This is a genomic window from Mesorhizobium sp. WSM3224 (assembly GCF_000427725.1).
GTDB lineage: Bacteria > Pseudomonadota > Alphaproteobacteria > Rhizobiales > Rhizobiaceae > Mesorhizobium.
This window is the reverse complement of the sequence record NZ_ATYO01000033.1, coordinates 22,955-36,024: the sequence shown is the minus strand read 5'-3', so window position 1 is coordinate 36,024 and position 13,070 is coordinate 22,955. Positions and strand designations below refer to the sequence as shown.

The following is a 13,070-nucleotide window of genomic DNA, read 5'->3' as shown; positions in this document are numbered from 1 at the left end:
AGAAAGGCGCTCTATTTTGCCATCTCCAATGCAAGTTTGTTTCGTTTGGAACGCAGCCATGTCCGCTTCGCCCGACCTCGACGCCTTCGACCGCGCCATCCTTTCCATCCTGCAGAAGGACAACGCCACGCCGCAGCGCACGATCGGCGAGAGGGTGAACCTGTCGGCGCCGGCCGTGCAGCGGCGCATCAAGCGCATGGAGGAGACCGGCGTCATCCGCGCCAATGTCGCGCTGGTCGATCCGGCCCGGGTCGGCCACCCGATCACGATCTTCGTCGAGGTGGAGGTCGAGAGCGAACGCGCCGAGCTGATCGACGCCGCCAAGCGCGGCTTCGCCGCGGTGCCGGAGGTGCAGCAGTGCTACTACGTCACCGGCGAGGCCGATTTCATCCTCGTCGTCACCGTGGCGACTATGGCCGACTACGAGGCGCTGACGAGGCGGCTGTTCTTCGAGAACAACAACGTCAAAAGGTTTCGCACGTTTGTGGCGATGGACCGCGTGAAGGTCGGGCTGGAAGTGCCGGTGGGGTGATGGCGAGGCGCCGAAGGGTCCAATCTCCGCCCACGAGGGGGAGATTGGATTGCACCTCAGCTTTCGCCACCAGTTACTGGGTCGGCGCCGGCGCGTGTTCGCACGACACTTTCGGGTTCATGTCGGCGAAGGTGCCGGTCGGGTTGCCTTTCCAGGCCCAGACATGCAGCTCATAGAACTCGCCCAGGCCGTAGCGGTTGGGCGCGCTGTTGAAGTTGAACAGCTGGCCGTCGAGCGATGCCGGACCCTTAGAGGCGATGTATTCGACCGCGACCAGCTTCATCGTGCCATCCGCCATCGGCTCGTACATGACCGCTTCGGGACGGGCGATGTCGATCTTGTCATCCTTCAGATACTGGCCGTTGACGTAGTGGATGCCCATGGCGCCGCCGGTGATGCCGCTGGCGCAGGGAATGGGCGCATAGCCCTCGGCGGTCGCTGCCTTCACGTCGAGAAACCTGCTGTTGGCCTCCCGCACCTTGCCGGCCAGCGGACTGTCGCCGGACACGGACGCAGCCGCGTCCTGATGCGCCTGAGCGAGGGTCGCGCAGGCCGACAGCGCTGCCGCTGCCACGAGCAGCCTGTTCCAAAAGTTTGGTGTCATGTTCATTGCGTTCTTCCTGAAAAAGCCCGGCTGGCCGGCCGCCGAAAATACGGCGGCGCGACGGGCAAGCGCCGCGGCTGTTTGTGCTTGATGATCCCGGGTACGATGCGGCGGCCGCCGATCATCCCTTCGGCAAGTATGAAATCGTTCCGGCCAGATCGGTGTTGTCGATCAACTGGAATCGGCTGTCGCTGCCGCCCCGGCGGGCCGACACGAAGGGCGCATAGGCCGGATCGTCGGTGAAGGCGCGAGCCGCTGTTTCCGACGGGAAGGCCATCAGCGCGATCAGCGTGGTGTCGAGCGGCTTGCCCTCAACCGTCTTCACATTGCCGCTGCGCGCCAGGTACCGTCCGCCATGCTTGTGAACGAGGTCGTGCACGGTAGCGGCATAGTCCGGTATCCATTTCGGGTCTTTCACCTTGATGTCTGCGATAAGGTAAGCGGTCATGGTTAGTCTCCTGGTTCGGCGCACAGGGGTATCCCGTGCATCGGCCAAAGGGCTCGCATGACAGGGCCAGTACCAGCCAGTCCGCGATCTGTACTGGCCCGGTACAGTTTCTGTACTCGCCGCCTCAATCATGAAGGACTAATGTTCGGTCCAGCTTCGAGGGAGAGACACCGTTCATGACCCAGCACGGATACAAGCAGTTCTGCCCGCTATCGATGGCCGCCGAGGTGCTGTGCACCCGCTGGACGATGGTGCTGATGCGCGAGCTGGTGGCGGGTTCGACCCGCTTCAACGACCTGCGCCGCGGCGTGCCGAAGATGTCGCCAACCCTTCTGTCGCAACGGCTGAAGGAGCTCGAAATAGCGGGCATCGTCGAGCGCAAGGAAGTGCCCGGCGAGAAGGGAATCTTCGAATACAGGCTCACCGAAGCAGGGCGGGATTTGCGCCCAGTGGTCGAGGCCATGGGCTTCTGGGGACAGAAGTGGGTCGAGTCGCGGCTGTCGTTGAAGAACCTCGATCCGTCGCTGCTGATGTGGGACATGCGGCGCAATTTGAACCCTACACCACTGCCCGAAGGGCGAACGGTGATACAATTCCTGTATCAGGACCTGCCGGCGTCGAAACGCTCGTGGTGGCTGATCGTCGAGAAGCATGGCGAGGTCGACCTGTGCTGGTACGATCCAGGCTTCGCGGTCGACCTCTACGTCTCGACCGACCTGCACACAATGACGGCGATCTGGATGGGGCTGCTCACCGTCGAGAAGGCTGGCGCGAAGGTCGCTCTGACCGGCGACAAGGCCATCGGCAGGAAGATGCAGACATGGCTGGGGCTCAGCCCGTTCGCGGTGGAACCCAAGCGCGCGGCGTAGGACTGCTGCTAATCCCCCGCAAGGGGGAGATCCCCGTTGCGCTCACTCCGCCCGCGCCAGCCACCGCGCGTAGATCTCACCGACAATGCCGCGCCGGAAGACCAGCACGCAGACCATGAAGATCAACCCGGTGGCGATGGTTACGGGAAAGCCGGACGTCGCCAGCGTGTTCTCCAGCCCGACGACCAGGCCCGCGCCGACGGCCGGGCCGACCATGGTGCCGATGCCGCCAAGCAGCGTCATCAGGATCACCTCGCCCGACATCTGCCAGGTGACGTCGGTGAGCGTGGCGAACTGGAAAACGATCGCCTTGGTGGCGCCGGCAAAGCCGGCAAGGGCCGCCGACATGACGAAGGCGGCGAGCTTGTAGCGGCCGACGGAATAGCCGAGCGAAATGGCGCGGTTCTCGTTCTCGCGGATCGAGCGCAGGATCATGCCGAAGGGCGAGTTGACGATGCGCCAGATGGCGAAGACGCCGACCAGGAAGACCGCGAGCACGAAGAAGTACATGTTCATGGTGACGCCGAGATCGATGACGCCGAAGAGATGTCCGCGCGCAACGCCTTGGATGCCGTCCTCGCCTTCGGTGAAGGGCGCCTGGACGCAGAAGAAATAGAACATCTGCGCCAGCGCCAGCGTGATCATCGAGAAATAGATGCCTTGCCGGCGGATGGCGAGGAACCCCATGACGAGGCCCATGCATGCGGCACCGGCGGTGCCGAGCAGGATGCCGGCCTCGGGCGGCCAGCCCCAGGCTTTCACCGCATAAGCGCAGAAATAGGCGGCGCCGCCGAAGAAGGCTGCGTGGCCGAAGGAGAGCAGCCCGGTGTAGCCGAGCAAGAGGTTGAAGGCGCAGGCGAACAGCGCGAAGCAAAGCATCTTCATGACGAAGATCGGGTAGACGACGAAGGGTGCCGCGATCAGCGCCACGATGCCGAGCGCCACCAGCGCCCGTTCGAGCCTGATGGCGGCAGCGGCGCGTTCCTGATGAAGGGTGGCCTCGCTCATCTCAGGCGTCCCTTCCGAACAGGCCGGCCGGGCGCAGGAGCAGCACGACCGCCATGATGACGAAGACGACGAGGTTCGAGGCCTCGGGATAGAAGACCTTGGTCAGGCCCTCGGCGAGACCGAGCATGTAGCCGGTGACGATGGCGCCGAGGATCGAGCCCATGCCGCCGACCACGACGACGGCGAAGACGACGATGATGAGGTCCGAGCCCATCAGCGGGCTGACCTGGTAGACCGGAGCGGCAAGAATGCCGGCGAGGCCCGCAAGGGCCGCGCCCAGCCCGTAGGTGAGCGTCAAGAGCAGCGGCACGTTGACGCCGAAGGCCTGCACCAGCTCCGGATTCTCGGTCGCGGCGCGCAGATACGAGCCGAGCCTGGTCTTCTCGATCAGCAGCCAGGTGCCGATGCAGACGATGAGCGAGGCTACCACCACCCAGCCGCGATAATTGGGCAGGAACATGAAGCCAAGATTGGTGCCGCCGGCAAGCAGCGCAGGCACCGCGTATGGGTTGCCGGAAACGCCGTAATAATAGCGGAACACGCCTTCGATGACCAAGGCGAGGCCGAAGGTGAAGAGCAGACCATAGAGGGGATCGAGACGGTAGAGCCGTGACAAAGCAAGGCGTTCCACCACAATGCCGAACAGGCCGACGATAAGCGGCACAAGGACCAGCGCCGGCCAGTAGCCGATGCCCAGATGCACCAGCAGCAGATAGCCGATGAAGGCGCCCAGCATATAGAGCGCGCCATGCGCGAAATTGATGATGCGCAGCAGGCCGAAGATGACGGCAAGGCCGAGGCTGAGCATGGCGTAGAAGGAGCCGTTGATGAGGCCGACCAGGAGCTGACCGAGCAAGGCCTGGATGGGGATGCCGAAGATCAGGGTCATTTGGCCATCATACCCCCAGCACCTCGTGCAGCTTGTCGGTGTGCGCGGAAAGCTCGCCCACGGCAAAACCCTCCACCACCTTGCCGTGGTCCATCAGGTAGAATCGATCGGCGATGCGCGCGGCGAAGCGGAAATTCTGCTCGACCAAAAGGATGGTCATGCCGCGCTTCTTCAGCGTCGCCAGCAGCTCGCCGATGCGCTGCACGATGACCGGCGCGAGACCCTCGGTAGGCTCGTCGAGCAAAAGCATTTCGACGCCCGTCCGAAGAATGCGGGCGATGGCCAGCATCTGCTGCTCGCCGCCGGAGAGTTTCGTGCCCTGGCTGTTGCGGCGCTCCTTGAGGTTGGGGAAGAGTTCGAATATCTCATCCACGCTCATGCCGCCCTTGGCCACGACCGGCGGCAGGATCAGGTTCTCGTCGACGGTAAGCGTGGCGAAGATGCCGCGCTCCTCCGGCACGAAGCCGATACCCTGATGCGCGACGCGGTGCAGCGGCAGGCGGATCAAGTCCTTGCCGTTGAAGGTGACGGAGCCGGTGCGCTTGCGGATCAGGCCCATGATGGCGCGCAAAGTCGTCGTCTTGCCGACGCCGTTGCGGCCGAGCAGCGTGACGGTCTCGCCGCGCCTGACATCGAGGTTGACGCCGTGCAGCGCATGGCCCTCGCCGTACCAGGCGTGGAGGTCGCGCACGGCAAGCAGCGGCTCACTCATGCTCCTTCCCCCCCATGCTCGGTGCCCATGTAGGCGACGCGGACGCGCTCGTCCCGGCTGACGGTGGCGTAGTCGCCGGCAGCCAGCACCTGGCCGCGCTGCATGACGGTGACCCAGTCGCAAAGGTCGGCGACGACGGTGAGGTTGTGCTCGACCATCAGCACGGCGCGATCCTTGGCCAGCGAGCGGATGATGCCGGAGATCATGCCGACATCCTCATGCCCCATGCCGGCCATCGGCTCGTCGAGCAGCAGCACCTTGGGATCCAGCGCCAGCGTGGTGGCGATCTCCAGCACACGCTTCCTGCCATAGGAGAGATCGCCGGCGAGACGATGTGCTGCATCGTCGAGGCCGACGACGGCGAGCAGCTCGCGCGCCCTTGGCGTGAGTTGATCCAACGCCGAGACCGGGCGCCAGAACTGGTAGCCAAGCCCGCCCGGGCGCTGCAGCGCGACGCGCACATTGTCGAGGACGGAGAGATGCGGAAAGATCGCCGATATCTGGAACGAGCGGACGAGGCCCATGCGCGCCACTTTCGCCGGCGGCGTTCGGGTGATGTCGGTGCCGAGCAATTCGATCCTGCCGCTGGTCGGCTGCAGGAATTTGGTCAACAGGTTGAAGATGGTGGTCTTGCCGGCGCCGTTCGGGCCGATCAACGCATGGATTTTTGCGTGATGGACGTCGAGATCGACATCCTTCACCGCGACGAAGCCGGCGAAGTCGCGCCGCAGACCGCGGGCGGAAAGCACCACCCGCGGCGTGTCATCTATACCGTCTCGGCGGACAGCGATGGCGGTGTCGAGCGTCACTTGGTGACGAGCGGGCAGCCGCTGTCCTCGGCCTTCATGAAGGCCTTGTCGCCGGGAATGGTCGCCAGATAGGTGTAGTAATCCCAGTCCTTCTTCGACTCTTCCGGTTTCTTGACCTGGTAGAGATACATGTCATGCACCATCGAGCCGTCGGCCTGCACCTTGCCGTTGGCGGTGAAGACGTCGTTGACCGGCATTTCGTGCAGCTGCTTGGCCACCGCCTCGGTCTCGTCGGTGCCGGCCTTGTCGATTGCCTTCAGATACTGCGTCACCGCCGAATAGGTGCCTGCCTGGATCATGTTCGGCATGCGTTTGGTGCGCTTGAAGAAGCGTTGGGCGAATTCGCGGCTCTTGTCGTCGCGGTCCCAGTAAAAGCCTTCGGTGAGCACCACGCCCTGCGCCGCCTGCAGGCCGAGCCCGTGCACTTCGGCGAGCGTGAAGAGGAGCGCGGCCAACCGCTGGCCGCCGGCGACGATGCCGAATTCCGCCGCCTGCTTGATCGAGTTGGAGGTATCGAGGCCGGCATTGGCAAGCCCGACCACCTTGGCGCCGGAGGACTGCGCCTGGAGCAGGAAGGAGGAATAGTCGGTGGAACCCAACGGATAGCGCACCTCGCCCAGCACCTTGCCGCCGCTGGCCTCGACGAGCTTGGCGGTCTGGTCCTTCAGCGAATAGCCGAAAGCGTAGTCGACGGTGATGAAATACCAGCTGTCGCCACCCTGCTTGACCAGCTCGCCGCCCGTGCCGACGGCCTGCGAATGCGTGTCATAGGCCCAGTGGAAACCATAGGGCGAGCACTGCTTGCCGGTGAGGTCGGTGGCTGCGGCGCCAGTGACGATGTCGATCTTCTTCTTTTCCTTGGAAAGCCCCTGGACGGCCAAAGCCACGGAAGACGTCGTGAGCTCCATGATCGCGTCGACCTGCTCGGTGTCGTACCACTGGCGCGCGATGTTGGAGGCGATGTCCGGCTTGTTCTGGTGATCGGCGCTGACGATCTCGATCGGCGCGCCCTGCACCTTGCCGCCGAAATCCTCGACCGCCATCTTGGCGGCCTCGACCGACCATTTGCCGCCGAAGTCGGCATAGACGCCAGACTGGTCATTGAGGATGCCGATCTTGACCTTGCCGTCGGAAATTTCGCCGGCCGCGGCAGGCAGCGCGGACGCCGCAATGAGCGCGGCGGAGACGAGACAGGATGCTTTCACTGGTGGTTCCTCCCTGGTGGCCAACCACCGGAAACGCGGCGGCCTCGCAATGGTTCAACAGTTCCGTCCGATATCGCAGGAATTGCGGGCCTGCGCCCCCGCTTGCCGTCCCTCCTCTGCCGCTCGCGCGGCCGCCGCCGGGAGCGCGAAACCTAGCATCACATTTCGGGGGCCGAGAATGCTATTTTCGTAGCATAGCGAACGGCGCGGCGGGGTGAATCCGATTCTGGGCTGTTTGCTGGCTAAAGCATTGACCCGGCTAGTTTTTCCACTCTTGCTGCGATTTCGCGACGACCGAGTGGAAAAGCTATATTTTTCAATATCTTACTCCAAAAATCCTAGCTTCAATCACCACGGCAGCTTTTTGCCATCACGAAAGAAGCCGCCGGTCGGGCCGTCGTCAGACAAGGTCGCGGCCCAGACGATGCCGGCGGCACCTTGCGCCACGGGACGGCCGCCAGGGCCGCCCATGTCGGTCGCGACCCAGCCGGGGCAGATCGAATTGACCAGCACGCCTGAACCGCGCAGCTCGGCCGCAAGGATGCGGGTCAGCGCGTTGAGCGTCGCCTTGCTGGTCGAGTAGGCCGGCGCGCCGGCGCCCATCGAGGCGAGCGAGCCGCCTTCCGACGAGACGTTGACCAGCCGGCCATGGCCGGAGGCGCCGAGCAGCGGCGCGAAGGCGACAGCGACGCGCCAGGAGCCGAAGACGTTGGTCTCGAAAGCCTCGCGGATCACCGTCCAGTCCGGCTTGAGCGCTCGCGCCGACGGGTCGTAATGGATGGCGGCATTGTTGACCAGAATTTCGAGCCGGCCGAACCGGCGCTCGACCTGGGCCGCCGCCTGCACGGCCGCTTCGGGCGCCGCGACATCCAGCGCGATCGCCTCGACCTTGCCGCCGAACTTTTTCGCCGCCGCCTCGCCCTTGGCGAAGTCGCGCGCACCGATGAGCACGGTGAAACCCAGTTCAGCGAGCTGGCGGGCCGTTTCCAGGCCGATGCCACGGTTGCCGCCGGTGACCAGCGCCACCTTGCCGGAATAATTTGCGTTGCCGGTCATTGCTCCTGCTCCTTCGGTTCCTTGTGTCCACTGCAAGATCGCATTGACTGCAAGATCGCATCGATCGCGCCGTTTGATTAGGGTGAAGAGTTCGCAATCATTATGCGACGCGCTTCATGAGTGGCTCTGAGCCAATTGCGTTCGCCATTGCCGCGGCAGGAGGCGTAGCCGCATCCGGAAGCGCTGCCCCTCGCCGATCGCCATGCGGCCACTTCCCCATTCCGCGGGCGAGGACCTCGCCGGACATAATCCAGAAACAAGATTCAACAGTCCGGAAAAACTCGCGAAAAGAGCGGCTGTCATAAGCGGCACCGGAGCAGCCGAACGATTGCGGCGCGCGACAACAGACATCGACCTTAAACCAAGGATTGCCGATTATGAAAAAGACCCTTCTTTCCGCACTCGGCCTGGCCGTCGCGCTCGCTTTCGCAGTACCGGCGCTCGGCACCACCGAAGCCAATGCCGCTGCCACGACTGCCGCGACCACGACTGCTCCGGCTGCGACCACCGAAGCCGCGAAGCCGGCAGCGACCGATGCCGCCAAGCCCGCCAGCAATGGCCCGCACAAGAAGCATCACCGCAAGCATCATCGTCACCACGCCCGTAAGCATCATCACGTGAAGAAGCACTCGAGGCATCATGCCAAGAAGCATCCCGTGAAGAAGCACCACGTGCGCAAGCACCATGTGAAGAAGCATGTTGCGAAGAAGGCCGCGTAAGGCCTGACGCCTTCGAACTTCATGACCGGATGATCCGGAACCGCTTGCAAAGGGTTAGGGATCATCGCTTCCGGAAACGCCGTCCTTCAGGGCGGCGTTTTTTGCTTTTCGGGAATCACGTCCGCCGACGCGGTCCTTGAGTTCCGGATCACGCCCCTACTTCTTCTGCGGGTGGATCGTCTCGCCTCGCTTCAGCATCGCCACCAGATCGGCGATCTTCTTCTTGCGCCCTGCCTCGGTCTTCATGTTGTGGGTGCGGAAGGTGAGCGCGAAGCGGTTCTGCGCCGAAAGCTTTTCCAGCATCGCTTTCGCCTTCGGCTCGGCGTCGATCGCGGCCTGCAGGTCGGGCGGGATGGTCATCTTCTTCGAGCCGCCATAGGCGCGGTCCCAACGGCCATCCGCCTTGGCCGCGTCGACTTGCTTGAGGCCATGGCTGGTCATGCGGCCCTCCTCGATCAGGCGCGCGACATTGTCGATGTTTATCTTGCTCCAGATGCTCTTTTTGCCGCGCGGCGTGTAGCGCTGCAGGAAACTCTTATCGTCGAGCGACTTGCGCACCGCGTCGATCCAGCCGAAGCAGAGCACGACATCGATGGCCTGCTTCGGCGTAATCGAGGCGAGCCCTGAGCCCACCTTGTGGATCTTGATCCAGACCTCGCTTTCACTGGCATGGTTGTCGGCCAGCCAGGCATGGAAGCTTTCAGCGTCGCGGAACTCGCGAACCTTGTCCGGATCGACCTTGATCGGGGGCATCATCACCTCCTCGTTTCATCACACAACAGTGTGGACGATTCCGCAGCGGTTGTGGCGACGGATGGCGCCAGTTTCTGTCAGCAGGCGCCAAACGGCTTGATCCGATGGATCCTCGCTTCAGCACACTCCACACTTCTGTTGACTTCCACAGATGTGTGGAGTACGCTATCCTTTATGAACGCAAACGAATTCCGGCGCTGGCTCGCCAAGCAGGGATGCACCTTCGAAACCCACCGTGGTGGGAGCGGTCATCTGACTGTCCGTTCAAAGACAAGGTTTCCCAGTTGCCAATGCATGGTGGCGGCAAGGAGCTTGGAACGCGTCTGGTTGAAAAGAACAAGAAGGATTTGGGCCTGAAATAGAGGAGAAGTGTATGTGGTATGAACTCGCCCTCACGCCCGACGACAACGATACCTGGCTGGTTACGGCACCTCAATTCGCTGAGGTCGCGTCCTACGGCGACACTGAGGAAGAAGCTTGCCATAATGGGCGCAATGCAATCGAGGAGGCAATCGCCGCCCGCATTGCGAATGGCGACGATATCCCCTTCCCGCTCAAGGAAACCAAGGGCAAGGGATGGTTTGTGGAGATTCCGGCGCTCGTTTTCCTGAAGTCGGCCCTATACATGGCCCTGAGGGAAAAGGGCTGGAGTCGCGCGGATCTGATGCGCGAGTTGAAATGCCAGCGCGAACATGTCGACCGGCTATTCCGGCTCGACCACAACTCGCGGCTCGACTCACTCGAGGAGGCGTTCAAGGCGCTCGGCCATCCTCTGCGATTTGACATGGAGTTCCACAAGGCCGCCTGACTTTCGCAACGAAAGGTCAGGCCGGATCGCCCCGCTCTCGCGCTCTCCCGGCGAGCGGGTCGGCGGCTACAGGATTTTCGCCAGAAAGCTCTTTGTGCGGCCCCGTTGCGGATCCGAGAAAAGCACCCTCGGTGCCCCTTCCTCGACGATCATGCCGTCATCCATGAAGATCACCCGATGCCCGACCTCCCGGGCAAAACCCATCTCGTGGGTGACGACCACCATCGTCATTCCCTCGACCGCCAAGGTCTTCATGACTTGTAGCACCTCGCCCACCATTTCGGGATCGAGCGCGGAGGTCGGCTCGTCGAAGAGCATGACGTTCGGTCCCATCGCCAGCGAGCGGGCGATCGCTACACGCTGCTGCTGGCCGCCGGAAAGCTCATCGGGGTAACTTTCCTCCTTGCCGACGAGGCCGACCTTGGCCAGCAATTCGCGCGCGACCCTGTTGGCCTCCTCGGCCGGGATCTTCTTGACCTTGCGCGGCCCGATCGTGACGTTCTCCAGAATGGTCAGGTGCTTGAACAGGTTGAACTGCTGAAACACCATGCCGACATGCTGGCGCAATTGGTGGATGTTCGTCTTCGGATCGGTCAGCACCATGCCGGCGATTTCGATCTCGCCGCTGGTTGCCTTCTCCAGGCCGTTCAGGCAGCGCAGGAACGTGCTTTTGCCGCTTCCCGAAGGGCCGATGACGACGACGACCTCCTTTTCCTCGACATGAGTGCTTATCCCCTTGAGGATCTCGTCGTGGCCGAAGGACTTGTGAAGGTCCCTAACGTTTATCAACTTGAAGCCTCCTCTCCAGGTAGGACGAGAACTTCGACAGGGAGAAGATGAGGACGAAGTACAGGGCGGCAATCAGTCCCCAGATCGCAAAGGACGCGAAGGTCTCGGCAATCACGATCTCGCCCTTGTAGACCAGCTCGGCGATGCCGACCGGCGCCAGCAGCGAGGTGTCCTTGATCGTCTGGGCAGCCTGGTTGACCAGCGGCGGGATCATGCGCTTGAACGCCTGGGGCAGGACGATATAGCGCATCGTCTGAAAGCCGTTCATGGCGATCGACTGCGCCGCTTCCTTCTGGCCACGGTCGACGCCGAGAATGCCGGCGCGGATGATCTCGGTGACATAGGCGCCTTCGTTCAGGCTGAGCGTGAAGGCGGCGGCGAGGATGGGATATGTCAGTTGTCCAAACCACTGGTTGACGGGCAGGATCGCCGGCAGTCCAAGCACGATGAAGAAGAGCTGCACCAGCAGCGGGGTGGATCGGAAAATCTCGACATAGCCGGTGGCGATCCAGCGCAGCGGCGCAACCGTCGACAGGCGCATCAGCGCCGCGAACAGGCCGATGACCACCATCAGGAGGATTGCGACGATCGAATACTGGATGGTAAGCCGCAGGCCATCGAGGATGACGGGTAGGTTTTGCCAGATGGGGCCCATGAAGCGTGCCTTGGAGTGCTATTTCTCGCCCGCCTCATCGGAGCGCATGGCGCGGCTCGCGCCATGCGTATCGACTTGCCGGACTGGCCGCGAAAGCTGAAGGATCGTCGTTCGGGTGACCCGAGCGGTCGTCAGCCCGAAATCGCAACGGAGGCAGGTTTCTGCACCTCGTTGACGACGCCGCTGGTATCGCCTCCAAAATATTTTTCGAAAAGCTTCTGGTATTCGCCGCTCTGCCTGATCTTGGCGAGGCCGGCGTTGATCTTGTCGACCAGTTCCGGCTTCTGCTTGCTGATGGCGATGCCGTAATATTCGCCGGTCAGCAGCGGGCCCACGGTCTTGACGTTGTCATGGCCGGCCTTGAAGTTGATGTTGACGGGGTTGTCGAAGATGACCGCGTCCGCCCCGCCGGTTTCGAGCGCCTGGTAGGCTGCATCGATGCTCTGGAACTGCTTCACATAATCGGGCGCGAAACCGTGGCTGGTCAGATAGTCGACGGACGAGGTTGCTTTCTTGGTGGCAACCACGTGGCCCTTGAGGTCGTCGAAGCCCTTGATGTCGGCGTCATTCATCACCAGCACCGAAAGGCCGGATTTGTAATAGGCGTCGCTGAAATCGACGTTCTGCATCCGGCTGGTCTTGATCGTTATCCCGGCAACCGCGGCGTCGATCGAGCCGGCCTGCAGGCTGGGGATAATGCCGTTGAACGGCAGCGTCTTCAGGCTGACCGTCATGTTCTCGGCCTTGGCGATCGCCTGGATCATGTCGATGTCGAAGCCGGTGACCTGGCCGTTCGTCTCGGTCTCGAATGGCGGAAAGGTCGTATCGGCGCCGACCACGATCTTGGTTGCCGCGCTTTGCGCGGCCGCCATAGGCGTTGCTCCGAACGAAAGCACGAGGCCGGAAACCAGCGACGTGGCCAAAATGATAAGCGACTTGTTGTTCACAGATACCTCCTTTCGGCGGGCATTCGCCTGCTGAAGGCGTCGACGATCGGTGCGCAATGCATGAACTCGGGAGCCCGCACCGTGCATCTGGATCGAGCGGCGCCCAAGTCAAGGTTGCCGCAGTTGCGGCTTCCGCGGGAAGGACTGCGGCCGGCGGATTTCATGCGCGGCCAGGTCTCGCGACCGGTTATGCCAGATCTTGCGGCGAAAGCCGGCGGGACTGTCGATCTCGTCATCGGAGCTTCCGATGGCGCTATCGGTTTCTTC

The 13,070-nt window shown here is 62.7% G+C and carries 16 protein-coding genes; 4 read left to right on the top strand and 12 right to left on the bottom strand.

The features are described from left to right. Positions 1–58: 58 nt before the first annotated feature. On the top strand, positions 59–532 hold the full coding sequence (locus tag YU3_RS0130365) for an Lrp/AsnC family transcriptional regulator (RefSeq protein WP_027169742.1): 474 nt from the start codon (positions 59–61) through the stop codon (positions 530–532). 73 nt (positions 533–605) lie between these two features. Here the strand turns inward: YU3_RS0130365 and YU3_RS0130360 are convergent, their stop codons facing one another. Beyond that, a complete protein-coding gene (locus YU3_RS0130360) occupies positions 606–1,142 on the bottom strand; it encodes a hypothetical protein (protein WP_198021747.1) in 537 nt (178 codons plus the stop codon). Between the two features lie 115 nt (positions 1,143–1,257). Beyond that, positions 1,258–1,584, bottom strand: coding sequence for a DUF1330 domain-containing protein (locus YU3_RS0130355; RefSeq protein ID WP_027169740.1), 327 nt, complete (start codon positions 1,582–1,584; stop codon positions 1,258–1,260). A 176-nt stretch (positions 1,585–1,760) separates the two neighbouring features. Between YU3_RS0130355 and YU3_RS0130350 the strand changes: the two genes are divergently transcribed. Next, positions 1,761–2,453, top strand: coding sequence for a helix-turn-helix domain-containing protein (locus YU3_RS0130350; protein WP_027169739.1), 693 nt, complete (start codon positions 1,761–1,763; stop codon positions 2,451–2,453). Positions 2,454–2,495: 42 nt separating this feature from the next. Here YU3_RS0130350 and YU3_RS0130345 read toward each other — a convergent pair whose 3' ends face one another. From YU3_RS0130345 to YU3_RS0130320, 6 genes are all read right to left on the bottom strand, one after another. After that, a complete protein-coding gene (locus tag YU3_RS0130345; RefSeq protein WP_027169738.1) occupies positions 2,496–3,461 on the bottom strand; it encodes a branched-chain amino acid ABC transporter permease in 966 nt (321 codons plus the stop codon). 1 nt (position 3,462) lies between these two features. Then, the gene (locus YU3_RS0130340) at positions 3,463–4,350 is read right to left on the bottom strand and encodes a branched-chain amino acid ABC transporter permease (RefSeq protein WP_027169737.1); all 888 of its coding nucleotides are present in this window, start codon (positions 4,348–4,350) and stop codon (positions 3,463–3,465) included. Between the two features lie 7 nt (positions 4,351–4,357). Beyond that, on the bottom strand, positions 4,358–5,062 hold the full coding sequence (locus tag YU3_RS0130335; RefSeq protein WP_027169736.1) for an ABC transporter ATP-binding protein: 705 nt from the start codon (positions 5,060–5,062) through the stop codon (positions 4,358–4,360). Next, the gene (locus YU3_RS0130330) at positions 5,059–5,853 is read right to left on the bottom strand and encodes an ABC transporter ATP-binding protein (protein ID WP_027169735.1); all 795 of its coding nucleotides are present in this window, start codon (positions 5,851–5,853) and stop codon (positions 5,059–5,061) included. The genes YU3_RS0130335 and YU3_RS0130330 overlap by 4 nt, the downstream gene beginning before the upstream one ends. 14 nt (positions 5,854–5,867) lie before the next feature. After that, positions 5,868–7,076, bottom strand: coding sequence for an ABC transporter substrate-binding protein (locus YU3_RS0130325; protein WP_027169734.1), 1,209 nt, complete (start codon positions 7,074–7,076; stop codon positions 5,868–5,870). Between the two features lie 348 nt (positions 7,077–7,424). Further along, a complete protein-coding gene (locus YU3_RS0130320; protein WP_027169733.1) occupies positions 7,425–8,132 on the bottom strand; it encodes an SDR family NAD(P)-dependent oxidoreductase in 708 nt (235 codons plus the stop codon). 377 nt (positions 8,133–8,509) lie between these two features. Between YU3_RS0130320 and YU3_RS0130315 the strand changes: the two genes are divergently transcribed. Beyond that, positions 8,510–8,851 carry a hypothetical protein gene (locus YU3_RS0130315; RefSeq protein WP_027169732.1) on the top strand — a complete coding sequence of 114 codons (342 nt, stop codon included), beginning with the start codon at positions 8,510–8,512 and terminating at the stop codon, positions 8,849–8,851. Between the two features lie 156 nt (positions 8,852–9,007). On the opposite strand, the gene YU3_RS0130310 is transcribed toward YU3_RS0130315, so the two are convergent. After that, entirely contained in the window at positions 9,008–9,604 is a 597-nt protein-coding gene (locus tag YU3_RS0130310) for a YdeI/OmpD-associated family protein (protein ID WP_027169731.1), read from the bottom strand. Between the two features lie 373 nt (positions 9,605–9,977). On the opposite strand from YU3_RS0130310, the gene YU3_RS0130305 reads away from it, so the two are divergent. Further along, on the top strand, positions 9,978–10,412 hold the full coding sequence (locus YU3_RS0130305) for a type II toxin-antitoxin system HicB family antitoxin (protein ID WP_027169730.1): 435 nt from the start codon (positions 9,978–9,980) through the stop codon (positions 10,410–10,412). Positions 10,413–10,478: 66 nt separating this feature from the next. On the opposite strand, the gene YU3_RS0130300 is transcribed toward YU3_RS0130305, so the two are convergent. The 3 genes from YU3_RS0130300 to YU3_RS37805 form a co-directional block, all read right to left on the bottom strand. Then, positions 10,479–11,201, bottom strand: coding sequence for an amino acid ABC transporter ATP-binding protein (locus YU3_RS0130300; RefSeq protein ID WP_027169729.1), 723 nt, complete (start codon positions 11,199–11,201; stop codon positions 10,479–10,481). Beyond that, positions 11,188–11,856 (bottom strand): amino acid ABC transporter permease, encoded by a 669-nt coding sequence (locus YU3_RS0130295; protein WP_027169728.1) that lies wholly within the window; start codon positions 11,854–11,856, stop codon positions 11,188–11,190. Before YU3_RS0130295 ends, YU3_RS0130300 begins: the two co-directional genes overlap by 14 nt. A gap of 131 nt (positions 11,857–11,987) precedes the next feature. Further along, entirely contained in the window at positions 11,988–12,803 is an 816-nt protein-coding gene (locus YU3_RS37805) for a transporter substrate-binding domain-containing protein (RefSeq protein ID WP_051334143.1), read from the bottom strand. Between the last annotated feature and the right edge of the window lie 267 nt (positions 12,804–13,070).

Bases quoted from the DNA above. Each gene is read 5' to 3' on its own strand.
- YU3_RS0130295 (WP_027169728.1), bottom strand. From the start codon at position 11,856: ATGGGCCCCATCTGGCAAAACCTACCCGTCATCCTCGATGGCCTGCGG.
- YU3_RS0130345 (WP_027169738.1), bottom strand. From the start codon at position 3,461: ATGAGCGAGGCCACCCTTCATCAGGAACGCGCCGCTGCCGCCATCAGG.
- YU3_RS0130340 (WP_027169737.1), bottom strand. From the start codon at position 4,350: ATGACCCTGATCTTCGGCATCCCCATCCAGGCCTTGCTCGGTCAGCTC.
- YU3_RS0130305 (WP_027169730.1), top strand. From the start codon at position 9,978: ATGTGGTATGAACTCGCCCTCACGCCCGACGACAACGATACCTGGCTG.
- YU3_RS0130310 (WP_027169731.1), bottom strand. From the start codon at position 9,604: ATGCCCCCGATCAAGGTCGATCCGGACAAGGTTCGCGAGTTCCGCGAC.
- YU3_RS0130355 (WP_027169740.1), bottom strand. From the start codon at position 1,584: ATGACCGCTTACCTTATCGCAGACATCAAGGTGAAAGACCCGAAATGG.
- YU3_RS0130350 (WP_027169739.1), top strand. From the start codon at position 1,761: ATGACCCAGCACGGATACAAGCAGTTCTGCCCGCTATCGATGGCCGCC.
- YU3_RS0130365 (WP_027169742.1), top strand. From the start codon at position 59: ATGTCCGCTTCGCCCGACCTCGACGCCTTCGACCGCGCCATCCTTTCC.
- YU3_RS0130320 (WP_027169733.1), bottom strand. From the start codon at position 8,132: ATGACCGGCAACGCAAATTATTCCGGCAAGGTGGCGCTGGTCACCGGC.
- YU3_RS0130335 (WP_027169736.1), bottom strand. From the start codon at position 5,062: ATGAGTGAGCCGCTGCTTGCCGTGCGCGACCTCCACGCCTGGTACGGC.
- YU3_RS0130315 (WP_027169732.1), top strand. From the start codon at position 8,510: ATGAAAAAGACCCTTCTTTCCGCACTCGGCCTGGCCGTCGCGCTCGCT.
- YU3_RS0130360 (WP_198021747.1), bottom strand. From the start codon at position 1,142: ATGAACATGACACCAAACTTTTGGAACAGGCTGCTCGTGGCAGCGGCA.